The organism is Psychrobacter sp. SHUES1, assembly GCF_001652315.1.
GTDB lineage: Bacteria > Pseudomonadota > Gammaproteobacteria > Pseudomonadales > Moraxellaceae > Psychrobacter > Psychrobacter faecalis.
In genome coordinates this window covers 12,480-36,823 of record NZ_LXWA01000044.1, presented here as the reverse complement: position 1 = coordinate 36,823, position 24,344 = coordinate 12,480, and the positions used below count along the sequence as shown (strand labels likewise).

General features: G+C 43.9%; 24 protein-coding genes and 1 tRNA gene. 16 read left to right on the top strand and 9 right to left on the bottom strand.

The window, feature by feature from the left end; genetic code table 11:
• Together A7325_RS13420 and A7325_RS05880 are read left to right on the top strand one after the other, a co-directional pair.
• Nucleotides 1-261 (top strand): transposase (locus A7325_RS13420; RefSeq protein WP_156508505.1); only part of this gene is annotated, 261 nt, incomplete at its 5' end.
• A gap of 87 nt (nucleotides 262-348) precedes the next feature.
• Entirely contained in the window at nucleotides 349-594 is a 246-nt protein-coding gene (locus A7325_RS05880; RefSeq protein ID WP_068405601.1) for a hypothetical protein, read from the top strand.
• A gap of 83 nt (nucleotides 595-677) precedes the next feature.
• Here the strand turns inward: A7325_RS05880 and maiA are convergent, their stop codons facing one another.
• Nucleotides 678-1,334: a maleylacetoacetate isomerase gene (maiA, locus tag A7325_RS05875; protein ID WP_197488876.1), complete on the bottom strand. Its 657-nt coding sequence runs from the start codon at nucleotides 1,332-1,334 to the stop codon at nucleotides 678-680.
• A gap of 87 nt (nucleotides 1,335-1,421) precedes the next feature.
• On the opposite strand from maiA, the gene A7325_RS05870 reads away from it, so the two are divergent.
• The gene (locus A7325_RS05870; RefSeq protein ID WP_068405595.1) at nucleotides 1,422-2,291 is read left to right on the top strand and encodes an IclR family transcriptional regulator; all 870 of its coding nucleotides are present in this window, start codon (nucleotides 1,422-1,424) and stop codon (nucleotides 2,289-2,291) included.
• A 67-nt stretch (nucleotides 2,292-2,358) separates the two neighbouring features.
• On the opposite strand, the gene A7325_RS05865 is transcribed toward A7325_RS05870, so the two are convergent.
• The 4 genes from A7325_RS05865 to A7325_RS05850 all read right to left on the bottom strand — a co-directional run bounded on the left by A7325_RS05865 (nucleotide 2,359) and on the right by A7325_RS05850 (nucleotide 6,877).
• Nucleotides 2,359-2,934, bottom strand: a complete 576-nt coding sequence (locus tag A7325_RS05865; RefSeq protein ID WP_068405592.1) for a VOC family protein — start codon at nucleotides 2,932-2,934, stop codon at nucleotides 2,359-2,361.
• 134 nt (nucleotides 2,935-3,068) lie between these two features.
• A complete protein-coding gene (gene fahA, locus A7325_RS05860) occupies nucleotides 3,069-4,370 on the bottom strand; it encodes a fumarylacetoacetase (protein WP_068405589.1) in 1,302 nt (433 codons plus the stop codon).
• A gap of 203 nt (nucleotides 4,371-4,573) precedes the next feature.
• Entirely contained in the window at nucleotides 4,574-5,770 is a 1,197-nt protein-coding gene (locus tag A7325_RS05855) for an aromatic amino acid transaminase (RefSeq protein WP_068405586.1), read from the bottom strand.
• Nucleotides 5,771-5,947: 177 nt separating this feature from the next.
• A complete protein-coding gene (locus tag A7325_RS05850) occupies nucleotides 5,948-6,877 on the bottom strand; it encodes a LysR family transcriptional regulator (protein ID WP_068405582.1) in 930 nt (309 codons plus the stop codon).
• 154 nt (nucleotides 6,878-7,031) lie between these two features.
• Here A7325_RS05850 and hppD point away from each other — a divergent pair, with 154 nt between their 5' ends.
• The 5 genes from hppD to A7325_RS05825 all read left to right on the top strand — a co-directional run bounded on the left by hppD (nucleotide 7,032) and on the right by A7325_RS05825 (nucleotide 12,231).
• Nucleotides 7,032-8,144, top strand: coding sequence for a 4-hydroxyphenylpyruvate dioxygenase (gene hppD, locus A7325_RS05845; RefSeq protein ID WP_068405578.1), 1,113 nt, complete (start codon nucleotides 7,032-7,034; stop codon nucleotides 8,142-8,144).
• Between the two features lie 287 nt (nucleotides 8,145-8,431).
• A complete protein-coding gene (gene phhA / locus A7325_RS05840; RefSeq protein ID WP_082894307.1) occupies nucleotides 8,432-9,370 on the top strand; it encodes a phenylalanine 4-monooxygenase in 939 nt (312 codons plus the stop codon).
• Nucleotides 9,371-9,490: 120 nt separating this feature from the next.
• Nucleotides 9,491-9,835: a 4a-hydroxytetrahydrobiopterin dehydratase gene (locus A7325_RS05835; protein ID WP_068405575.1), complete on the top strand. Its 345-nt coding sequence runs from the start codon at nucleotides 9,491-9,493 to the stop codon at nucleotides 9,833-9,835.
• A 93-nt stretch (nucleotides 9,836-9,928) separates the two neighbouring features.
• A complete protein-coding gene (gene nhaC / locus A7325_RS05830) occupies nucleotides 9,929-11,353 on the top strand; it encodes a Na+/H+ antiporter NhaC (protein ID WP_068405572.1) in 1,425 nt (474 codons plus the stop codon).
• A gap of 179 nt (nucleotides 11,354-11,532) precedes the next feature.
• Nucleotides 11,533-12,231 (top strand): hypothetical protein, encoded by a 699-nt coding sequence (locus tag A7325_RS05825; protein WP_068405569.1) that lies wholly within the window; start codon nucleotides 11,533-11,535, stop codon nucleotides 12,229-12,231.
• Nucleotides 12,232-12,362: 131 nt separating this feature from the next.
• Here the strand turns inward: A7325_RS05825 and A7325_RS05820 are convergent.
• Both A7325_RS05820 and A7325_RS05815 read right to left on the bottom strand, forming a co-directional pair.
• A tRNA-Leu gene (locus A7325_RS05820) sits at nucleotides 12,363-12,449 on the bottom strand.
• A gap of 138 nt (nucleotides 12,450-12,587) precedes the next feature.
• Nucleotides 12,588-13,361 carry a ferredoxin--NADP reductase gene (locus A7325_RS05815; protein ID WP_068405560.1) on the bottom strand — a complete coding sequence of 258 codons (774 nt, stop codon included), beginning with the start codon at nucleotides 13,359-13,361 and terminating at the stop codon, nucleotides 12,588-12,590.
• A 429-nt stretch (nucleotides 13,362-13,790) separates the two neighbouring features.
• On the opposite strand from A7325_RS05815, the gene A7325_RS05810 reads away from it, so the two are divergent.
• From A7325_RS05810 to gspK, 8 genes are all read left to right on the top strand, one after another.
• Nucleotides 13,791-14,666: an SAM-dependent methyltransferase gene (locus A7325_RS05810; RefSeq protein ID WP_068405557.1), complete on the top strand. Its 876-nt coding sequence runs from the start codon at nucleotides 13,791-13,793 to the stop codon at nucleotides 14,664-14,666.
• Nucleotides 14,667-14,736: 70 nt separating this feature from the next.
• Nucleotides 14,737-16,524: a GspE/PulE family protein gene (locus tag A7325_RS05805; RefSeq protein WP_068405555.1), complete on the top strand. Its 1,788-nt coding sequence runs from the start codon at nucleotides 14,737-14,739 to the stop codon at nucleotides 16,522-16,524.
• Nucleotides 16,525-16,717: 193 nt separating this feature from the next.
• Nucleotides 16,718-17,506, top strand: coding sequence for a TatD family hydrolase (locus tag A7325_RS05800; RefSeq protein ID WP_068405552.1), 789 nt, complete (start codon nucleotides 16,718-16,720; stop codon nucleotides 17,504-17,506).
• Between the two features lie 232 nt (nucleotides 17,507-17,738).
• On the top strand, nucleotides 17,739-18,422 hold the full coding sequence (locus tag A7325_RS05795; protein WP_068405549.1) for a TetR/AcrR family transcriptional regulator: 684 nt from the start codon (nucleotides 17,739-17,741) through the stop codon (nucleotides 18,420-18,422).
• 211 nt (nucleotides 18,423-18,633) lie between these two features.
• Nucleotides 18,634-19,341 (top strand): prepilin-type N-terminal cleavage/methylation domain-containing protein, encoded by a 708-nt coding sequence (locus A7325_RS05790; RefSeq protein WP_068405546.1) that lies wholly within the window; start codon nucleotides 18,634-18,636, stop codon nucleotides 19,339-19,341.
• A gap of 3 nt (nucleotides 19,342-19,344) precedes the next feature.
• Nucleotides 19,345-19,824 (top strand): type II secretion system minor pseudopilin GspI, encoded by a 480-nt coding sequence (gene gspI, locus A7325_RS05785; protein ID WP_068405543.1) that lies wholly within the window; start codon nucleotides 19,345-19,347, stop codon nucleotides 19,822-19,824.
• Nucleotides 19,821-20,741, top strand: coding sequence for a type II secretion system protein J (locus A7325_RS05780; RefSeq protein ID WP_068405540.1), 921 nt, complete (start codon nucleotides 19,821-19,823; stop codon nucleotides 20,739-20,741). Before gspI ends, A7325_RS05780 begins: the two co-directional genes overlap by 4 nt.
• Before the next feature lie 12 nt (nucleotides 20,742-20,753).
• Nucleotides 20,754-21,878 carry a type II secretion system minor pseudopilin GspK gene (gspK, locus tag A7325_RS05775; RefSeq protein WP_068405537.1) on the top strand — a complete coding sequence of 375 codons (1,125 nt, stop codon included), beginning with the start codon at nucleotides 20,754-20,756 and terminating at the stop codon, nucleotides 21,876-21,878.
• A 47-nt stretch (nucleotides 21,879-21,925) separates the two neighbouring features.
• On the opposite strand, the gene A7325_RS05770 is transcribed toward gspK, so the two are convergent.
• Both A7325_RS05770 and A7325_RS05765 read right to left on the bottom strand, forming a co-directional pair.
• Nucleotides 21,926-22,606, bottom strand: a complete 681-nt coding sequence (locus tag A7325_RS05770; protein ID WP_068405534.1) for a TetR family transcriptional regulator — start codon at nucleotides 22,604-22,606, stop codon at nucleotides 21,926-21,928.
• A gap of 161 nt (nucleotides 22,607-22,767) precedes the next feature.
• Complete coding sequence (locus tag A7325_RS05765; protein ID WP_068405613.1) at nucleotides 22,768-24,240, bottom strand: deoxyguanosinetriphosphate triphosphohydrolase; 1,473 nt, start codon at nucleotides 24,238-24,240, stop codon at nucleotides 22,768-22,770.
• Nucleotides 24,241-24,344 lie beyond the last annotated feature (104 nt).

Genomic DNA, 24,344 nt, shown 5'->3' with positions numbered 1-24,344 from the left:
TTACAAACGCCACTCAGAGCCAACATGAAAGAGGATAGACCCAAACCTGTGGTAAGGCGGCTGATGAAAGTCCGCCGTATCGTTGAAACAGTCATTGGTCAGCTATCAGAACGATTTAATATACAAAGGGTGAGAGCAAGAGATTTATGGCATTTGTCTCATCGATTGATTCGTAAGATTCTTTCACACAATCTGTGCTTTGTACTCAACAAAAAACTTGGTAATCCGCCTCTTCAGTTTGATTTGCTTATTTCAAGTTGAGAGTGGGGTTAAAATAGAAAGGTGTTAGGGCTAGTATCATTCTTATGGATTGAGTAATGTTAAAGCAAGATAGCCAAGGAGTTTGGTATGAATAATGAGCTAAAAGGGAGCGATTTAACCCGCGCGCTACTTAAACGAGGTAATAAGCGAGTATGGTGTGCGGTCGATGATGAAAGTGATGAGGAGGCGATAAAGGATCAATGTGGTAATGATTTTACCGCCTATATCGTGTCATTTAAAAATGGCTGCTTTTATTGTAGTGGCGGCATGTCATGGCTATGTGCGGTACCTATTAAGATAGTGGCGGTCACGCAAAAAGAGATGAAAATTTGAGCAGTGATATAAATAGAAAGCTATCCCTATTTAATAACCTCTAAATTAAGGGTAGTCCTTTTTTAGAGGTTATTTCTCTAAGGCTAAGCATTTGGTGCATCAGGTTGCTGCATAGGGTCGGCGTCAGAAAAGGCTTTTAGCGTGCGGCAATGGGCGTCAATTTGGACAATATTTGGGTAAGGATTTAAGTCCACTTCAAAGCGCCGCGCCGAAGAAACTTGCGGGACTAAATAACAATCTGCAAAGGTCGGGCTGTCGCCGTAGCAAAATTTCCTGCGGCTATTATCACGACTGTTATCTTGAGCCAAGCGTTTTTCTAACGCAGCAAAACCCTCATTTATCCAGCGATTACACCATTTTATGACCTCAGCTTCATCTACCGACAGCTCATTGCGTAGATATTGTAAAACACGGCGGTTATTAAGCGGATGGATATCACAGCCAATCATTGCGCTTAACGCCCGTACTTGCATACGCCCCGCAGCGTCTTTAGGCAATAATGGATTTTTAGGATAAACCTCTTCTAACCATTCTAAGATAGCGGGACTTTGAAATAACAGCAAATCATCGGCTTGTAAAACAGGCACCAATCCTTGTGGATTAAGCGATAAAAATTCGTTTTTTAATTGTTCATCTTGCGCCAAATTAATCGCAATATAATCATAATCTAAGCCTTTTAGGTTCATCGCGATACGCGTACGGTAAGACGTGCTACTGCGAAAATAGCCATAAAATGTCATCATTATTTATTCCTTTTATTATGTTGTCTTGTTGGGTATATAAATGGGTATAATTATTGATAAAGTAAATAATTAATTGAGCAAAACATGCCCGTATCTGAAAACCTGCCAGACAATCCTACTACCAATAAAAACCAAGGTGGCGTGCAGTCACTTGAGGTTGGATTGTCGGTGTTAGATGTTCTTATCGATCAAAATAAGCCTATGATGTTAAAGGACGTCGCTCAAGCTGTACAGATGCATCCAGCAAAGTGTCATCGCTACTTGGTCAGTCTTATTCGTAAAAATTATGCACGTAAGCTCAGTGATGGGCGTTATGGGCTTGGCGCTCGAGGAAATTCGCTTGGGCATGCGGACTTCAATCAACACAACCTATTAGAGCGCCTGACGCATGTGGCAACAGAGATTAAAGGCACGGTAAACTGTGCGGTTCAAATCGCCAAATGGTTCAGCGAAGGTCCGATTATCATTCAATCGGTTGAGCCTGATAGCCCGATTAGTATCATTACTCGTATCGGTTCACGTATGCCGCTAACGACGTCGGCAACAGGGCAGCTGTTTGCCAGTTATCAGCCAGAAACGATTATTAAGCCATTGGTTATCGCTGAATGGCAGACAAATGATAAAGACATTATCGCAGAGCGATGGCAGAATTTTAACCAGTTGCGCGCCAAAATTCTTACCCAAGGCTATGCCACAGTTACCGGCGATATGTTAATGGGGATTAATGCCATTACCATTCCAGTGCTTGTGCCGCCACTAGAAAGCAATACCTCGACCACTAATCAGCCGCTTAGCAACAATCAACTATCTGCTAATGACAAACCATCTGCTGAAAGCTTGCCATTAGAATATGCCATTACTATCATTGGTACCACCGAGCAGTTACCGATGAGTGAGCAACATAACGTGGTCGAGCAAATACTAGCCATTGCGCGACGCTATCAAATAGCTTAGTCAAAACTTACTATTTAACTTAACTACTGAATAAAATAAGTTTTAACTATTGCATAAATTGACGCTGTTACTCACCAACGGGTGCGACTTCTCTTGCTTCAGCGAGTTCTTCTGCATGTAAAAACTGCGTATGAACGGGCGCACGTTTGGTGCGCGACCATTCATCTAGCATCTCGTGTTTCATCTCTTCCGTAATCATCGAGACTTTTTCTTCTGAGGTACTATCATCGTAGGTAAGTTCCATACGATGGCCATTAGGATCAAAGAAATAGATAGAATGAAAAATACCGTGATTGGTCACGCCGACTACGTCGATGCCATTTTCTTCTAAATGCTTTTTTGCCGCCATTAACGCATCGCGGTCTTTTACCTTCATGGCTAAGTGTTGCACCCAGTTTGGCGTATTGGGGTCAAAACCCATTTCAGGTTGATTGGGCACTTCAAAAAACGCCAAGACATTGCCATTACCGGCATCTAAAAACACATGCATATAAGGGTCAAAGGCTTTGGTCGAGGGGACATGGTCCTCAGCGAATGCTAAGATAAAATCCATATTGAGATATTTTTTATACCATTCAACGGTTTCTTTAGCATCCTTGCAGCGATAGGCCACGTGATGGATTTTTTCAATTTTAAAACTCATATCAAACTCCTTTTGATAAAGCGTCCAACTTAATTGGCTGTCAGCATTTCGCTAAACTAAGTAGTGATAATTGTCTAACAGCCTAAGTAATTTTTTTACGCTTGTCTGATTTGTAATTACTTTATGAAATAGACTTATTTGTCAAAATCAAAGCTAAGCGCCGGCAAGACCTTGCCGCGTACCTCACCAAAGCCAACACGAATGCCGTCTTTTTCGCTATAACCTTTCATAATCACGGTATCGCCATCTTCGATAAAGCTGCGCGTTTCGCCGCCTTTTAAAGTGACGGGTTTGGTGGCATTCCAAGCAATCTCTAACATTGAGCCATAAGAGTCTGGCGTCGGTCCCGAAATCGTCCCTGAGCCCATCATGTCACCAACTTCTACTTTACAGCCGGTGATGGTGTGGTGGGTGAGCTGCTGCGCCATGGACCAATACATATATTTAAAGTTGGTTTCACAAACAACGGTTGCTTCATCGCTATTCTCAGGCAACAGCTCGACTGATAAATTGATGTCAAAGCTATTGTTACTGTCTTTTTCATTGAGATAAGCCAGTGGTTTTGGTTCTTGCGTTGGGCATGCAGTCTTAAACGGCGCTAACGCATCCATGGTCACAATCCAAGGTGATACTTCAGAGGCAAAGGTCTTGGCATTAAAGGGGCCTAAAGGTACGTATTCCCATTTTTGAATGTCGCGAGCTGACCAATCGTTGAGTAGCACCATGCCAAAAATGTGATCATTAGCCTCATCTACCGCAATCGGTTGGCCGATGTTATTACCTTTACCGACGACAAAGGCGGTTTCAAGCTCAAAATCAAGGCGCTTACAAGGTGAGAAAATAGGACGTTCGTCAGGATTGGGTTTCAGCTGGCCCGATGGGCGTATTACATCCGTACCACTAACGATGACGGTACTGGCGCGGCCATTATAACCGACGGGCATTTCAGTCCAGTTAGCTAGTAGAGCGTTCTTTGGGTCACGGAACATAGTGCCGACGTTGGTCGCGTGTTCTTTAGATGAGTAAAAATCGGTAAAACCTGGTACGTGAACAGGCAGATGCATGGTGACGTCTGCTTGCTTAAACAGCGCTTTTGCCTGCAAGTCTTTGTTGTCGCGCAGTGTGTCACTATCAGCAGACAATAAGGTTTGAATGGTGCTGCGCGCCTTGGTCCAGTTGCCGCGACCAGAATCAATAAAGGCGTTTAGGGTTGGCTGATCAAAATAGGGGCCGCCTGCCAAACTTAATAAACCTTCTGCTTCGAGTATTGATAAGTCTAATACCTGCTCACCAATAGCAACACCTGCGCGACGGTTGTTGTTACCAGTAGCGTCTTTAGCATCACTAAAAATACCATAAGGCAAGTTGTGAATAGAGAAGTCGGAATCGGCGGCAATATCGATAAATGAGGTGAGGTTTTTGTCAATCGTTGACATGGGAAGCTCCTTGCTAAAGCGTGTATTGAATTACGTTATAATTAACTACTTACGTATAATGTAATTTATAGCCAAATAGATTGCAAGGTTTTTTGTGCAGTGTTTTTTATACATTTTTTTAGAAAGTAGCAGACATAAAAAAAAGGTTGAGTCATGACTCAGCCTTTTTAATCACATAGTTTTTCTAAAATTACGCTAGAGAGTTAGTCTTTTAAAACATCAACCATGGCATTGGCAACATAGTCGATATTACTGCTGTTTAAGCCCGCCACACACATACGTGAGTTCGAAACCATGTAGATACCATATTTGCTTTGGAGTTTTTCAACTTGTTCAGGCGTCAGACCGGTAAAGCTAAACATACCGTTTTGCTCAGTTAAATAATCGAAGTCACGGCCGGGGACTTTTTCTTCCAATACTGATTTTAGCTTTAAGCGCATGGCTTTGATACGGTCACGCATGGCATAAACTTCGCCAACCCATTGCTCATGTAGCGCTTCGTCGTTCATGACGATATCGACCACGCGGCCGCCATGTGATGGTGGGCTTGAGTAGATGCGACGCACGGTTGCATTTAGCTGACCAAAGACGCGCTCCGCTTCGTCAGTGCTTGGGCACACGACCGATAGACCGCCGACACGCTCACCGTATAGCGATAAGTTTTTAGAGAATGAGTTACTGACAAATACGGGTAGACCCATCTCGACTGCTTTACGAATCGCGTAAGCGTCGCTGTCCATGTCTTTACCAAAGCCTTGGTAGGCGATGTCCATAAATGGAATCAATTCACGCGCTTTAATGACAGTCAGCGCGGTATCCCACTGTTCACGAGTCAAATCCATACCGGTTGGGTTATGGCAGCAAGGGTGCAGCAAGACAACATCGTTTTTATTCAAAGTTTCAAAAAATGCAATCATTTCATCAAACTTAACACTGCTGGTTGCTTTATCGTAGTACGGATATTTACCGACCTCGACGTCAGAGCCTTCAAAGATAGCAATGTGATTGCCCCACGTTGGGTCGCTGACGTAGCATTTAGATTGTGGGAACCATTCATGGATAAACTCTGCGCCGACTTTTAATGCGCCAGAACCACCGATAGTGGCGATGGTTGCTACCAAACCGTCTTGTAAGATTTGCGCGTCTTTACCAAATAGCAATTCCTGACAACCTTTACGGTGGCCGGGTAAGCCTGCCATTGGCAAGTACGGACGAGGAGAGATAGGATCAGCAATGCGCTGTTCCGCCGTTTTGACACACTCAAGGACAGGCAATTTGCCATCCTCATCATAATAAACGCCAACACCCAAATTGACTTTATCTGGATTGGTGTCAGCGGCAAATTTGTCCATCAATCCTAAAATCGGGTCACCGGCATAATAATCGATACGTTCAAACATTTTTTTTCCTTACAAGGGAGATGAGTTAAGGCGTTAAAAAGCATAAACCAGTTTGGCGATTAACTCAACGTTAGATTCAGTGATACTGATTAATTAACGCGTTTTTTTGTTTATTAGCAAGTTTTTGGACAGATTTTAGCCTTTGCTAAATTGAAGTAATAAGTTCTTGAGTTGCCCTTAAACACGCTGCAAATCATCAAAGTGGCTGGCAAAGTAAGTTTGCAAAAATTGCTTAAAGGCAATGCTGGCGGGCGATAAAGCGCGTGACGAGCGTTGATAAATAAAGAATCGGCGCATTTTAACCGGCTGTGCCAATGGACGCATTTGCAAACCATTGGCGCTTACCCAATCTATCACCTCTGGCATATAAGGCAAGCACAAGGTAATGCCAAAACCTTGGCGGGTCATCTCAAGGGCGGTCGACATAAAGTTGACTTTGTAGCGCGCCTGCTGAATATGGCTGGCAATTTCCTCATCAAGCTCAGCGGTGACTTGCTCGATAAATGGCCCTTGCAAGGTAATAAGCGGCGTGTCTACTAAATCCTGCCAAATGACTTCTGATTTTTGCGCCAGCGCATGGTTATCTGGCATTACCACACAAAACGGCAGCTGATATAACAAATCGGCGCTGATGTCATCGTCAGGCTCCGTAAAACCACGCTCAGTACCGACGCCCAAATCTACCTCGATGTTTTGAATATGTTCTAAAACATTTTCTGCTGAGCAATCAAGTAAAGACACGCTGATATCTGGATATGCTTTAGCAAATTGAGCAATAACGGCTGGCATGGAGGAGGCAGCAAATTGCGACACCGCAAGTCTGACTTGACCTTGCGCCAAACTTGTCAAGCTACTGGCTTCATTTTCAAATAGCTGCATCTCATTTAAAATACGCCGCGCTTGCGGCAATAAATGATGACCAACGACGGATAATGACAGCTGGCGGGTGGTGCGGTCAAATAGCACGATACCAAGGCTGGACTCCAATTCTTTAATCAAACCACTGACGGCAGATTGGGTCAAATGCATCTGCTCGCTGGCGCGGGTAAAACTGCCATTGTCAGCCACACTGATAAAAGCGCTCAATTGGCGAATACTGATATTCATAAGCACACCTGATAAATAAATCAAAAAATACGATTAGTCTTATAAATCAAGCTAATCTAATATAAATCACTCGTCAATAGGAATGATTGATGAAACTTATTTTTTGCTAACTTTTAGTGATGTATACCACCAATTGAAATTAAGGATGATGACAATGTCAGAGTTAAAGGCAGATTTATTTGATAACCCAATGGGCTTGCAAGGATTTGATTTCGTTGAGTTTGTCTCACCTGAGCCTGAGCTTGTCGAAACGCTATTTCGCAACCTTGGCTTTACTCATATTGCCAATCACCGCTCAAAAGATGTCGCCTTGTTTCGCCAAGGAGATATCAACCTTATTTTAAACCGTGAGCCAAAAAGCCATGGCAGCTATTTCTTAGGTGAGCATGGCGCCGGCGCTTGTAGCATGGGCTTTCGGGTAAAAAATGCGCAGCAAGCGTATGAGCTAGCTATCGAGAATGGCGCTGAGCCAGTAGACGTGCCAACAGGGGTGATGGAGCTGCGCTTGCCAGCGATTAAAGGTATCGGCGGCTCGCTTATTTATCTCATTGACCGCTTTGGCGATGGTAACTCTATTTATGATATCGATTTTGAATACCTACCGGGCGTCGACAAGCATCCAAAAGGCTTTGGCTTTAAGGTTATCGATCATCTGACGCACAATGTCTACCGTGGTCGCATGGCATACTGGGCCGATTTCTACGAGCGTATCTTTAACTTCCGCGAAATCCGTTATTTTGATATCACTGGTGAGTATACGGGTCTGACCAGTAAAGCGATGACCGCGCCTGATGGCAAAATTCGTATTCCATTAAACGAAGAATCAAAGCAGGGCGGTGGGCAAATTGAAGAGTACTTGATGCAATTTAATGGCGAAGGTATCCAGCATATCGCACTATTGAGTGATGATTTGTTGTCTAGCATCGACAAATTAAGAGACATGGGTATTCCGCTGATGACAGCGCCAAATGATACCTATTACCAAATGTTGGATGAGCGCTTACCAAACCACGGCGAGAATGTCGCTGAACTACAAATGCGCGGCATCTTGTTAGACGGTACCACAGAAGGCGGTACGCCACGCTTATTGCTACAGATTTTCTCTGAAACCATCCTTGGTAGCCCCGTATTCTTCGAATTTATCCAGCGTAAAGGCGATTACGAAGAAGGCTTTGGTGAAGGTAACTTTAAAGCCTTGTTTGAATCCATCGAGCGTGACCAAGTTCGTCGCGGCGCGATTGGTCAGCCAGAAACTGAAACGCCATAGTTTTAGCTTAAACGTTTATAAGTATAACGCCAATCTCAACTTATCGTAGGCTTTTGATTTTTATAGAATTTAAAATTCTAATTGTTTTAACTGAAATTTTAAAAAATAAGTAAACCAATACCTTAGAAAAATAAGTTGAGAGTGGGGTAAGTATAATAAATGGGCAGGGCAAAAGGAATTTGTCTTGTCCTTAATCAGCAAAGTACCGCTTGCGATGGTAAATCAAAAATACCTGAGAATTACTGACGACAAGCGACTGTACTAACGCTAATAAAAGGAACACAGGCATGGAACGCCTACAAGCTAACAATACTATTCAAAAATCCCACAGTGCCAAGAGTGTGTCTTCAAATGCTCTCGGCGCTGATGATGCTAGCCATAGCGATTTAACGGCTGAGAAGCAACCTTACCTCTCGCATCAGCCAGACAGTCAGGGTCATATTCACTATAGTGACGATGAAAATGCCATGTGGCAGGCGCTGCTTACACGTCAAGCCAAGCAAATACCCAATCGAGCTTGCTCAGCCTATCTAGAAGGCTTAGAAAAGCTAAATCTGCCATCGACGCATATCCCGCAACTCCACGATATCGACGAAATATTGCATGCCACCACCGGCTGGCAAACCGCTGCCGTTCCTGCGCTTATCAGCTTTGGTAAGTTTTTTAAACTCTTAGCAAATAAACGCTTTCCGGTAGCGACCTTTATCCGCCGCTTTGAAGACATGGACTATATCGAAGAGCCAGATATCTTTCATGAAATCGTTGGCCATTGTCCGCTGCTGACCCATCCTGCTTTTGCCGCTTTTAATGAGACCTATGGCAAGCTGGGTCTTGATGCCAGTAAAGAAGAAAGGTGGTTTTTGGCACGGCTTTATTGGTTTACCATCGAGTTTGGCTTGGTAGGTAGTCACCCTGACAATCGCCGTATCTATGGCGGCGGTATCTTGAGCTCGCCTTCTGAAACGGTTTATGCGCTTAATGGTAGCGATACGTTGCACCAATCGAACCATCAGCAGCAACCTCAAAATCAGCCAGAACACCGCGCATTTGATTTGCTTGCTGTGCTGCGTACGCCTTATCGCATTGACCATATTCAGCCGATTTATTATGTCATTGATGATTTAGATACGCTGTTCGATATCGTCGATAGCGACATCATGGGCAAGGTCAAACAAGCAATGGCACTTGGTTTGTTTGAACCAACTTATGCACCAAAAAACTCTTAATACATTAAAAAATTTAGCATCGTTAAAATAACGATGTGGTAAAAGTGATGCTGTAAAAACAGTATTAACACGGACGTAACGGTATTAAAAAAATAATAGTTAACTTAAAAGGATATTATCATGACGACATTATCACAAGCCAGCTGTGAAGCCTGCCGTATCGGCGCTCCAACCGTCGACGACACAGAAGCACGCGAGCTATTACAACAAATTCCTGATTGGTCGCTCATCGAAGTCGACGGCATTAAGCAATTACAGCGTCAGTATAAATTCAAAAATTTTGTCACAGCGATGGCATTTGCCAATGAGCTTGCCGACATTGCGGAAGCAGAAGGGCATCATCCGGGTATTTTGGTAGAGTGGGGCAAGGTCACCGTCACTTGGTGGTCACATAGCATTAAAGGTCTGCATCGCAATGATTTTATCATGGCAGCCAAGACCGATAGCCTACTGGGTAAGTCATGAAACTGGCAATAATCTTTGCAACTCATTAAACTTGTCCCACCCAAAACCAACCCTAACGCCAGAATATATATGATGGCACCATAAGGATGTGTTATGCCTCCACAAGTACTTACCGAGTTATCTCCCAAGGTAGCTTTTATTATTGCCAGCGTTGTCATCGCGATTATGGGTGTGACCATGATCGGCTTTGGCTGGGTACCGCATCTGTCATTGATGCTTGCAATCGTTGTTTTATTAGGCCTTGGTATGTATAAAGGTCTAAGCTTTGAGAAGATGCAGGGGCAGATGTCATCGGGCGTTGTCAGTGGTATTGGTGCTATTTATTTACTATTTTTTATTGGTTTGCTGGTCGCCGCGCTGATGATGTCAGGTGCTATTCCTACCATTATGTATTATGGTTTTGATCTCATCTCACCGCAGTATTATTATATTTCGGCTTTTGTTTTGACCTCTATTATTGGTGTCGCTCTAGGCAGTAGCTTGACCACAGCCGCGACACTTGGTGTGGCCTTTATTGGTATGAGTAATGCCTTTGATGCCAACGTTGCTATTGCTGCTGGTGCGGTGGTTTCAGGTGCTTTTTTTGCCGATAAAATGTCGCCGTTGTCAGATACTTGTACGCTTGCCTCTTCTGTCGTCGGCATTGATTTGTTTGAGCATATCCGTAATATGATGTATACCACGGTACCGGCGTGGCTCATCACAGCGGGGCTATTTTGGTATTTCTCTGGCCAGACGGGTACGGGTGATTTGGGTCAAGTGACCTTACTGCAATCACAATTGGTCGATAGCGGCTTAGTCCATGGTTATGCCGTATTACCATTTGTCGTGCTAGTGGTATTAGCACTATGCCGAGTCAATGCCATTTATACCATCATTTGTACAATCGCGACCGCTTTAGTGCTTACTTATCTGCACAGTACGCCAAGTATTGGGCAGCTCGGCGGTTATCTATTTGCTGGTTATACGCCCGCCGAAAATTTAGAGCTGGGTGAAGTGGCGGGTATGATCTCACGTGGCGGTATGCAAAGTATGTTCTTTACTCAGACTATCGTGATATTGGCGTTAAGTTTGGGCGGTTTATTACGTGCTTTGGGTATCTTACCAGCGTTATTGTTAGGTATTCGAAATATGCTGACAAGCTCAGGACGTGCTATCTTTGCTGCGGCAATGGCGGCTTTAAGCATCAACGTGCTGATCGGTGAGCAATATTTGAGTATCTTATTATCAGGAACTGCGTTTCGTCCGACCTTTGAGCGTTTGAATTTACACCCCAAAAACCTATCGCGTACCATCGAAGACGCGGGCACGGTTATCAATCCATTAGTACCGTGGAGCGTGTGCGGGGTATTTATCAGCCAAGCGTTAGGTGTTCCGGTACTTGAATATTTGCCTTATGCCTTTTTCTGTTATTTATCGCTGCTGCTTACGATACTGTTTGGATTCACAGGTATCACCATCAGTTGTAAAGATGGCTCTAGCATTCGTAAGCAACCAAAAGTACAAATGGCCAATTAGCGAACATTCATTTTGAAAATAAACTGAGATAGTATTGGTTGCATAAAAACCACTCTAAGCAACTTAGAGTGGTTTTTTTTGGTTAATTTGAACGCCTAAACCATATATCTAAAAGTGGCTGAATAAGAGATAATAGAGGACATAGATTTTCGCTTACTTCAATAAAAAGGCAGTCCTGCATGACCCATAATAATCCATATAACCTGATACCCTTGCAACCTACGGGCAGAAATGAGACCAATACCGCCAATACCTATTCACCTGAAGATATGATTACCATTTACGAGCAGCAGTTTCTGACTGAAGTGCCAGAAGACAAGCTCACAGAGTTCTTACCTTTTTTAAAAGCCTTTTATGATATCGACGACCATACCTTAGATGTCAGTGCGGTGATTTTTGATGCGATTGCGGACGCTTGTATTATTTATAATCACAAAGTCAAAGTTGGGCGTTATGAAATATTAGAAGGCTTGGTAAAAGAAGAGATTGCAGAAGATATAAGTGATGAAGAAGGCGCTGAAGAGAAACAAGTACAAGCCTATACCCTAGAGTGTAAGCGTACTTTTTTTATCAATGAGGTGGAAATACCTTATCATTTTAATTTGTTTATCCATGGCGATAATTATTCTACCTTGACGAGAAGAGAGAGCGTGTTAGAGAAAATGTATTGGTTTGTCAGTGATAGCTTTGATGAGCAGTTATTAGATAATCCTGAAGATACTGAGAGCTTGGCGTCTATTAATGAGCAACTGGCAAGTTTGGGTATTCGAGAAATGGATCTGACTACTATTCATCAGCTCGTGGACTATATAGAAGATAACATCATAGATGATGACATGGCAGAAGCGGTTAATAAGCTATTGGATGCAGCCGAGTAGGTGTATGCTGTGGAGTTGAGATAAGACCACGCTAAGCCAATTAGCGTGGTCTTTTTTTGATAGGACAACTAACTTTAAACAGTAAGCCATAAAAAACCCTCGTAATCGATAGATTACGAGGGTTTCGTATATGGTACCGGTGGTCGGACTTGAACCGACACGCTTTTAAAGGCAACGGATTTTGAATCCGTCATGTCTACCAATTCCATCACACCGGCGTGTTAGGTGATAAAGTTTATATACTGCAAACATTATCGAATTGGGCTACAGGGTTAACTCTGTATAGGCTGCGTATTATAGCAGGCTATTTTTAGCCGTCAAGAATTATTTATACTATTTACGATAAAATTTTATTTTTAACCAACGAAGGCGCGTTCAACGGCATAATCCGCTTGCACACCCATACGTGGAGAAACAGTAAGACCAAAGTCGTCTAAAATTGCAGAGATATCCGCATTAAATGGCATACTACCGCAGATAAGTACGCGGTCATCGTCTTTATTCATTGGCGGTAGACCAATATCTTCGAAGAATTTGCCTGATTTCATCAGATCAGTGATACGGCCAGTATTTCTAAACTCTTCGCGTGTAACAGTTGGGTAGTAGATAAACTTCTCGCGGAACTCTTCACCAAAGATTTCATCGTTTGGCAGCTCTTCTTCAAACATTTCACGATAAGCCAAATCCTTCACCTGACGCACGCCGTGTACCAAAATGATTTTGTCAAAACGCTCATAGACTTCAGGATCGCGTGATAAGGCTAAAAAGGGTGCAAGTCCCGTGCCGGTTGATAGCATATATAAATGCTTACCCGGTAATAAATCGTCTAGTACCAAAGTACCCGTTGGTTTTTTGCTGACCAATAACTCATCGCCCACTTTGATATGCTGCAAGCGCGAGGTTAGCGGACCGTCTTGAACTTTAATAGAGAAAAACTCCAAATGCTCTTCGTAGTTGGGGCTGGCAATCGAGTAAGCGCGCAATAGCGGTCTACCATCGACAACGATACCAATCATCGCAAACTCGCCATTACGGAAGCGTAAGCCATCGTCGCGCGTGGTTTTGATGCTAAATAGAGAGTCATTCCAGTGATGAACCTCAGTGACCGTTTCGGTGCGGAGTTTTGACATAAAGCCCTCGTTAGTAAGTGGTAATGTGTATTCGCCCATTAAAAATGGTGGTAAACAAAAATTTTTAAAGTAATAAAAAGTGTGAATAAGATTAAGCGCTTATCAATTATCAGTTCAGGCTAATAAGCAAATGACACGGATAAAAAACCGTTATTTTAACATTATTATCAGGTTTTATAAGGCGTCAGATTCTAGCAAACAACAGCGCTGCCCGTAAAAGTAAACTTTGCTGCTTGTACTTTATAAACCTGCCCTTTATGAATGCAAGCCATTCTCAATAAATTTCTCGCTCATCATAACAAACTTTAAAATAAAAATCCGCCTAGCTGCCTGTCTGTACCATGATAAAATGGAATATCGTTAGCGAGTAATTTTCTATCATTGCCGCATGCCATGTATTATCAGCTATTTACTTTTGGAACTTGATTTATGACTTGTCAGACTTCCGCCGCTATTAACTATCATATATCGCCCATTATCGGTTACCACCGTGCGCCGCTGTCACAAAAGTTTGGCGCACCGAGGCAGCCAAATTTGGTGGCTATGACTAGTGTGATTGAAATGCTCGCGCCGTATGACACGCCAGCGGCATTTGTCGGACTGGAGGATTTTAGTCATATTTGGATCAGTTGGCAGTTTCATCATAACTATTTATATAAAGACAAGTTAGATAAAGACAAGCATTCACTCAATAATAAGCAGCAAGACAAAAATGATAGTAATTTTCGCCCGCAAGTGCGTCCGCCGCGTTTGGGTGGCAATCAAAAAATAGGCGTATTTGCCAGTCGCAGTATGTATCGACCATCCGCGCTTGGACTGTCTGTGGTAAAGCTTGAGCGCATTGAGATGGTAGAAGGTCGAGTGTTACTTATTATCAGCGGTGCTGATATGATAGATGGGACGCCCATCATCGATATCAAGCCTTATGTGGCTTATAGTGATGCCTTGCCTGAAGCAAAAAGCGGTTTTGCGCCTTCGGCGCCGCATTTGTTGGACGTGACGATTACCGAATCGGCTTATGAGCAATTTGGACAAATTATCGCCAATCAAAGTGCAGATAATGCAGCGGAAGAAAATGCGCAAAATAAGCACTCATCCGTTAAAGCAGTCATTGATAAAACTCAAAAGCAGTTAGTAATATCTGATTTTGATACTATCAAAGCTTTGATAGCGCAAGACCCGCGCCCTGCTTATCGACGTACAGAGACAGAGTCGTCATTTGTTATGCGCTATAAATCGGTTGATGTCAGTTTTAAATTGCTAGAATCAGGTGAATTGCAGATAATGAATATTGTCACAGTATAATGAAAGTAAACATCGCTGCCGACTAAATGCTCTAAATCTCATAAGAATAAACCTTTAAAAGAAGACAACCATGCCTGTTCAAAAATATTCGATAGTGATTGATTTGCGTTGGTGCCTAGATGAATTATTGGCAGATAGGGTGATTGATCAGCGCGGTTATAATCTTGTCATTACCAGTCGCCGTAACAAGGCGCAGCATCCGCTGATTACGATTAGCGAGTTTGGGCTGCCAAATGGTCACGCGCTTAATAATAATTCTGAGAATAAATTGACGCTAGCATGGCTTAATCAATGGTTGGCTGCCAAAGCAGATATGCCGCTGGTGCGTATTGATCCGTTAAAGGTCGATGTACCAACAGTGACGCAGCTGATGTCGTTTGAGTATGCGCGTTCGCAGCATATTTTACCGATTGAAGTGACGCTTGATGAAGTGGTTATTGGTACTGACCAGCCATTTTATACCGATTGGCATGGCAATATCGAAAAGCTCATTAAATCAAAAAGCTATCGTACGGTCTTTATCAATCCTGAACAAATCAATCGCTATCGGCAAGAGTTTTATCAAGTCACGCAAGCGATTGCGGGCGCGAACTCCCTACATAAGCGTGCGGCAGCGGACGTCACCAACGTCGAAGCGTTGTTACAGCTGGGCGATAACATCAATCCCGATGCCAATGATCAACATATCGTCAAAGTGGTCGATTGGCTATTGCAATATGCCTTTGAGCAGCGCGCAAGCGACATTCATCTAGAGCCGCGCCGTGAGACTGGAAAAGTGCGCTTTCGTATCGATGGGGTGCTGCATAGTGTCTATGAGATGCCGCTTGCCATCATAGTGGCAGTCACTGCACGTATTAAAATTTTGGGACGGCTCAATGTGGCAGAAAAGCGTAAGCCGCAAGATGGACGCCTAAAAACCCGTACGCCCAAAGGCTTAGAAACTGAGCTGCGTCTGTCTACCATGCCGACTGCCTTTGGTGAAAAGCTTGTCATGCGGGTATTTGACCCAGAAGTACTGGTGCGCTCGTTTGCCCAACTTGGCCTGTCGGGTAAGCAGCTTGAAACGTGGCACGAGCTGACCGCGCATCCAAATGGGATTATCTTGGTGACGGGTCCGACGGGTTCTGGTAAAACCACCACCTTATATAGTACGCTCAAGCAGCTCGCCACCGAGCAGGTCAATGTCTGTACCATTGAAGATCCGATTGAAATGATTGAGCCGGCCTTTAATCAAATGCAGGTCAATCCAGGGGTTGATTTGCATTTCGCTGACGGTATTCGTTCTTTGATGCGTCAAGACCCAGACATTATTATGGTCGGTGAGATTCGCGATGCCGAAACCGCCAATATGGCCGTGCAAGCGTCTTTGACGGGGCATTTAGTGCTATCAACGTTGCATACCAATGACGCACCAAGCTCTATTACTCGTCTGCATGATTTGGGTATTCAGCCGTTCTTAACCTCAGCAACGATATTGGGCGTCATGGCACAGCGATTATTACGGACGTTATGCCCGCATTGTAAGCAAGCGCTTGATGTGACGCCAGATAGTGAGATAGCCATTCAATGGCAAGAGCTGGTGCAGCCTTGGCGCGCGCCTGTACCAACACAAGTTTATAAGGCGCAGGGCTGTGAGCACTGTCGCCATACGGGTTATCAAGGCCGCGTTGGTCTGTACGAGATTATGCCGTTATCCAATGAGCTAAAAAAACTGGTCGCCGCCGATGCTAATTTGGATACGTTGAAGCAGCAAGCGTACCGCGAAGGTGTGCAGCCGCTACGTTTATCGGGAGCAAAGCGTATTAGCGAAGGGTTAACAACCATAGAAGAGGTGATGCGTGTAGTGCCGCTGCATTAAAGGATGTCTCTAAAATACACCTCATTCAAAAAAACTATTCTTTAAAAAAATGCTCTGATAAAAAGCCTTTGTATAGACGTTTGTTAAACACGACTTGAAAAGCCAGCTTATCAGAGCAATTAATACTATTACTATTACCAAATCCATATTTTAAGATAATTTTATTTATTGATTCTTATTAACGAGATTGTTTATGTTTACAGATACGCATTGCCATCTAAACCGTTTGGATTTAACCAAGTATGATGGTCAATTGTCCGGCGCGATTGCGGCGATGAAAGAGGCGAATGTCACCCGTGCGATGGCCATTATGTGTGATTTCGCTGAATATGATGAGATTGCCAATATTGTCAGCACTTATAATGACGAAACGCTAAATCTTGGAATGAGCGTCGGTATTCATCCCTGTGAAGATATCGGCGTATTGCAGTCAGCGACAGTTGAGCGCTTGATAGAAACGGCTGATGCTGAGCACGTGTGGGCGATAGGGGAGACGGGGTTGGACTATTACTGGTCGACGGAAAATAAAAAAGAGCAACAAGCTAGCCTTGCGCGTCATATCTATGCCAGCCAACAGCTAAAGAAACCGCTTGTCGTGCATATGCGTGACGCCAAAGAAGATACGCTTGATATCCTAAAAGCAGAAGGCGCTGAACACGGTATTATCCATTGCTTTACTGAAGACTGGGAAACCGCAAAACGCGCATTAGACTTAGGGTTTTATATCTCCTTCTCAGGTATCGTCAGTTTTAAAAGTGCGCAAATGATTCAAGATGCCGCAAAAAATATGCCCAAAGACAGAATACTTATCGAAACCGATAGCCCGTATTTAGCACCCGTGCCTAAACGTGGCAGGCCCAATGAGCCGGCATACGTGCCATACGTGGCAAGCTATCTTGCCGAGATGTATGGCTGTAGTGGCGAGGAAGTCGGCGCATTGACTGCAAAAAACTTTGAAAATTTACTGGCACAGTATCACTAAAATGGTTATGCTATGACCAATCAGTCATTTATAGGCTTGTCTTGTAGTTCTGTGTTGAATGTGTTTTTGATGCTTAACTTAACCCTATGATTATCAATGACTATTTAGCAAACATAAGCATATTGCCTTTGATGGTATTGGCGTAGCCGTTATAAAATTTATAAGCGTGCTGCCAGTACACTGACAAAAGGGACGGTGGTATGCATGATATTGTCAGTTTTTAGGAGAAATTATGAGTCGTCAGCATCAGTTCAAGGCCCGAGAAGAAAATATCTTAGCGATGGCGGAGCAATTGCTACTTGAGTCAGGCGATGGTGATATCACTTTGGACAGTTTGGCAGACCAGCTTGATTTGGCTAAAGGCACCTTATATAAGCATTTCTCTAGTAAAGATGAGCTCTACCTGCGTATTATTATCCGTTACGAAGAGCAGCTGTTTGAGATTAACCGTATTGATGACTGTCCTTCGGCAGGCGTCGCGCGGATGATTTTTCAGCAGCTATTTAATCCGCAAAAAGCCATGCTCCTTAACCAAATCGAAGAGCGTTTGGCAGCATCAGTGACGGGTCTGAATCGCCTGTTCGGTGAGCTTTACGATATTCGTCGTCAGCGCATGAAGCGTTTGATTGATATTATCAGTGCGTATCTTCAAGAGCAGCATAGTAGTCTAAGTACGCGTGATTATTTGTCCTCGATTTGGGCGATGGGTCAGGGCGGCGCAGGATTATTAAACTCAAGTTTTTATCAGCGCTACTTAGGTCGCCGTGATACCTTGCGTTATGCTTTTGTGCAGCAAATGCTTGAGTTGCCAAGCCATTATCCAGCTGCCGATGATGAAGTCATGGATGAAGATATGCAAGAATTGGTAGAACAAATCGATACTGAATCAGAAGAGCACCGTAATACCAATTACTAGCTTTTTATTCTATTTCAAACACAGTCAGCTATTATTTCATAACGGTCCGTGTTGCTATCTTCTGTATGGCAACACGTTAAATTTATCTTTTAACACGTGTACAGATTTATTTTTTTAATCGGGCATATCTATCGTTTTATCTCCATCATACTCATACTACCCAATTCAGTATCATTTCTAATAAAATGACACCATTCTAGATGACTTCTGTATGTCAAAACCGACTTCCTCGATATCTTCAATCACAGTTTCTAACCCACGCGGTCATATCGGACAAGTGGGCTTTACCCTTGTAGAAATAGTAGTGGTGGTGGTCATTTTATCCATCTTTGCTGGGATGATGAGCTTGTCGGTCGGTAGTAGTGAGTCACGCAAAAACCGCGCCTTTTATGAGCATTTAACAGATTCTCTGAGCTATGTACGGCTATTATCCGCTGAGCGTATGGCGCCCATGGGTTTGAGCTTACAAGCCGATAAGCAAGGTCAAATTGCGCCTGTCATTGTCACGCTATCAAACCCGTACATTGTCTATCAAACTCAAGATTCTACGTCTTCTAGAGGCGATAGTACGCCTAAGAACGCCATGGAGCTGTCAGCAGATTTGACGAGTATGTCAGGTGCTGCTTCAGATAAAGTGCCCACACCAAGCTGGGAGATTGAGCCAGAAGTTAGTCTGCCTGAATTGCCTGCTGGCATGAGCTTAAGCGTGCAAAGCCTAGATGCAGGGAAGCAAACAACCGCAGGCCAAACACAAGCGCTGCAGCCATGGTTTACCGACCAAAACGTACCGCAAGTACTATGGTTTGGCACAGGGCAGGCCACGCCAGTAACGATTGAGGTGCGCCATAATTCGCGTTTGGTGGGCGAGGTGATTACGATTATGCCCGATGGCAGTATGTCGATAGGGCAAGGGCGCTAACTTATGATAGATAGTGATAAAGCCAAATCGACCTACACAAACCCTAAGCCCGCTCTATCAAAGCATGAGCGCGGATTTACCCTGATTGAGGTCATGGTTGCCTTAGCGATTTTGGCGGTCGTTGCCGTTGCCGCGAGCCGAGCTAGTAGTGCGTATTTAAGCTCAGTTGATGTCTTGCGTACTCGCACGCTAGCGCAGTTCGTCGCACAAAACGCGGCAGCGGACTTGCATATTCAAGATACGTGGCTGACGGCCAACAAAACACAAACCATCAATGCCCAAGGTCGTGATTGGCAAGTGACAATGACCGCCACAGATGCCATCACACCTGCATTAAAACAGGTGAATATCGCTGTTGCACCCATTATAGATGGACAGACACGCAGCGCAGTAACGGATATCAACGTGATACTAAGTAACGCTGAGCAAGAGGTTGGTAGCTTGGATTTGAGCCGATTAAACCCTAATGGAGGCAATCCATGAAATCAAATCATGGATTCACCTTGCTTGAGCTGATGGTTGCGATGGCGATATTTGCTATGCTGGCGGTGGCAGGCTGGCAAGTATTTGATGGCGTTAACCGTGCGCGTGAACGGGCGCAGTTTCATGCGGATAATTTAGCGGTTTTGCAATATGCCTATCTGCAGCTACAGCAAGATATGAACCAAATGATTCCTTATCAGGCAGTGGATACGCAAGGTGCTAATTCCTTAATTAATAACGCCGCAACCAACAATACCGCAAATAACAATGGTAGTAATAACAACGCCAACAATAGCAATCAAGAAAATGCACCAGCGCCCGAACCTTTCATGAGTCTAGAAGGCGCACGTATCAGCTTTGTTCGTTTTGCCGACCCTGACCCACGTTATCAAAGCAGCGCGAGTTTGCAGCATATCGAATACATTTTTGCTGATGAACGCTTAATTCGTCGTCAATATACCAGTCTTGCCGGTGGCAGTGACAGCATTAGCCTAGATAGTGTGTTGCTTGAAGGCGTTACGGCTGGACGTTGGCAAGCTTATTTACCTGAATTAAGTGCCAAATTTCCCAATAAAGACAGCAGCAGCATTAATAACAATACCATATCAGCGCAGTTGACGAATTCACCCAATAACACGTCTGAGATTATACTGTTACCAAAAGGGGTTGTGCTCAACTTTACGTATCAAGATATGCCGATCACTTGGCAATGGGCACTGACGCCGCAGCCAATACCAAATGTCAGTACAAATACCAGTCATAAAAATACGCCTAACAATTCTAATGGCGATAGCAATAGTAATAACAACAATAACGGCAACAGTAATGGTGGCACCAATAACGATAGCGAAGCCAATGGCAATGCAGCCAATAATAGCTCAGGGAACGCTACTGAAAATACCCCTTTTGGTCAATGATAGAGGCTATTTATGTCAAACAAGCCACAAATAGGGCCAACGATGCCTATAACCTCTATAAAAGCCAATTCTCAATGTGGCGTCGCACTGCTAACTATTTTATTATTGGTAGTTAGTATTACTGTGGTTGCAGGGGCAATGCTTGCTAGCCAAAAGATTGCCATTCGGCGTAGCGGCTTATTGTTTGACCAAAACCAACTCTTACAAGATATTAATGCAGGTCAGCAATTGGCGGTTACCTTGATTCGTGCTGATGCCAAATTAAATGATACTGATAGCGAGCAGGATATTTGGGCGCAGCCAATACCGCCTTACACCCTAGGCGGACATAGTATCGACATCGAATTACGCGATGAGGGCAGTCGTTTTAATATTAATAATTTATATCATAATGGCGCTGTCGATACTGCTGCCTTGGCCGTTTTTCAAAGGCTGCTTACACAGCTAAATTTAGAGCCTGATACCGCCGTTGCGATACTTGATTATCAAGATGCCGACAGCGAGGTCTACCAAGATGGCGGTGATGAAAATGTGGTATATGCTCAGCAGTCCAATCGCGGAGCGGATACAGCTTTACCCAACCAAGCATTGCTTAGTATCGATCAATTAGCAGAGGTAAAGGGCGTTGATGCGCAAGTATTAGCGACACTGCGTCCCTATATCACGGCGGTGCCATATTATTTACCCATTAATATTAATACCGCCAGTCCCGTTTTGTTTGCTGCCTTGGTAGAAGGTGCGAGCAGCCAGCAAATGCAGAGTATCGTTGAGTTGCGAGCAAAACAAGCCTTTAGCTCTGTCGATGATGTTTGGCAACTGCCCGTATTAAGTAGTGTAAAAGAAGAGGAGCGCAAAGCCTTGACGCCATTACTAGCGGTTGATAGCCAAGCCTTTATGGCACTTATTACCGCCTCTGATAATGCGACGGTTGGTCAAGCAAGACAACGCTTTGCGACCGTTATTATTAGCAAAACGGCCGCTGATGGCGACGCAGCAAATAGCAGCGATAATAATGGTAATAAAAACAGCAGTGATGCTAATAACGCTAATGGCAATACTAATAACGCTGATAATAAAAAGCCCAAAGAGGTGCGTGTGCTAACGCAGCGACTTTGGGCGTTTAGGCCAATTTTCTAATGGTTATAGATAATTAGTAATAAATAGCATGCAAAAATTAAGTCTAATTAATCATTTAAACGGGTTTCTTCGGTAGATTTCCAGTTATAGGCACCATAAAACAGCATTTGTGCTTGGCGCGTGCAATTATGCAGCATCAGCTGTTTTTTCTTTTCAACCTCAGCCAAGTCGACCTCATCATCATGATCTTCGGTATAGGTTAGCTCGAGCCAGTCAATAATCCAAGAAAAAAACATATTGACCCCAGCTTCCGCCAACAGTCTACGATCATAAGTATTGATGTGGGTAAATGCCGGCTGTAGCGCTAAGTCTTCTGCTAGGTTTTGGCCGTGTTTTTTAATCAGCTCATTGATGGCTTTGCGTACCGCCTCTGAGCCGCCATAGCGTTCACTGACTAAGAACTGCCAGTAGCAAGGCTGCTCGCTGACCATATATAAAAACATTTGGATGCTTTTTGCGATTTGACGCTCAAAACTGCGTTTGCGCCCAATTTGCAAGTTTTCACTTAACGTTGCCATCGTACCGCCCAACTCTTCGATGACTAAGGCGCGACCAAGCGATTCCATGTCATCAAAATGGCGATAAAAGGCGGTCGGCACCACGCCAACCTCACGCGTGACTTGCCTGAGACTGATTGAGCTAAAAGACTGTCCTGTCATACACAAATCGAGCACCGCATTAAAAAAAGCGTGCCGTGTTTGAAGTTTCTTTTGTTCGCGACTACTCATAATATTTCAAAATTACCTGATAGATGTCTATCATACTCATTTCATTGCGAAAATACGAATAAAATAGAGGATTATCGTTAATGGTTTGCTTAAATTTTGGTTTGGCTCGGTTTTAAATTGTCTCTAAACTTCTTTTTAAACGAGCTGCTTAAACATGTTGTTTAAACAATGGTGCCCCAATGTCCTTGTAGCTCTTGCGCCAGTCGATAGGCTTCATGGTCATTCATACCGGTTATAAAGTCTAAAACATTAAGCATATTATCATAGGTATTATCTGCTAGAGTCCGGCGGTGTTCATCGAGATGCGGCTGGAGTAATTTTAGCAAACGCTGCTGCTCAAAGGATATTTGGCTTATCGGCGCATTGGTTTCATTTGCCTCATTTGTCTGTTTTATCCAGGCGAGTGGCATAAAAGCATCGAGCAGGCGCTGCAAGCATTGATTGGCCATCAGCTCCATGCGTACCTTACTTGGGTGATTAAATATCTTTTCGCGTGCCAATTGCTTAGCTTGGTTAATGCCACTTTGTACGCTCGGCTCACAGTGCGCAAACAAGCTGCCTGGTAGCATCCCCGCCAACATAGTATCACTATTGGCTACAAAGGCATCGGTGACGGCATTGACCAAACGCATCATTGCCCGTGCCCGCAGCGATGCCAAACGCTGTCTGACTGACACTTGAGTGGGTAGAATAAGCGTATCAGGGCGCTCACCAATCAGCTCATAAAAAATCGCCGCAACCTCTGCATAGCTTAGCATATTCAAATTGATGCCATCCTCCAAATCTATCAGCGCATAGCAAATATCGTCTGCCGCTTCTAATAAATAGGCTAGCGGATGACGAGCAAAGCCATCGTGCTGCTTTGAATATGGCAAGCCTAACGTTTCTGCCAACTGCTCTAACTGCGCTGCCTCACTATAAAAGCAGCCAAATTTTTGCATGTTAGTGGTGTGATTGCCTTGGTAAATGCGGTTATTTTGATCAATAGAGCTGTCTTGATAAACGGGATTGCTATGGGTCGCAAGCCAAGGGTATTTCATAAACGCGCCTAAAGTAGCGCAAGTTAATCGCATACCGCCTAAATCAGGGTGGTGCTCATTTCGGGTTAATATACGAAATCCTTGTGCATTGCCTTCATAAGCCAGTAAATCTAATTGCTCGTTATTATTCAGATTTTGCAAGATTTGCTTACGGTCAGGATGCATAAACCAGTCACGAATGGCGTACTCTCCGGCATGACCAAACGGTGGGTTGCCAATATCATGGGCAAGGCAAGCTGCTTGGACAATGACACCGACATCAGCGGGCGCGACACCGTTCGGTAAGCCGCCGCCCAACTTATCATGCAGCTTCTCTGCCGCCATGACACCTAAAGAGCGCCCAATACAAGAAACTTCGAGCGAGTGTGTTAAGCGCGTATGAATACCGAGCTGATTGGTCAGTGGATGAACTTGGGTTTTTTGGTTCAGCTGACGAAAGGAGTGTGAAAATACCAGTCTGTCGTAATCTTTATGAAAGGAGGAGCGTGCGCTGTCCTCGGCAGGAGCTTTTTTATGACTGCCTAAACGCTGCGCACTAAATAGTTTTGCCCAATGGTCACTAGAATTCGTGGTTTGATTAACAGAAACAGTCATCATTTATCGTCCGTTATTTATATCATTCTATTTTATTTTTGCTTTTAGAGAATTTAATTACTTTAACGTTATTCCCTTTATTATAATAAAAAAAGCCAGCGTTG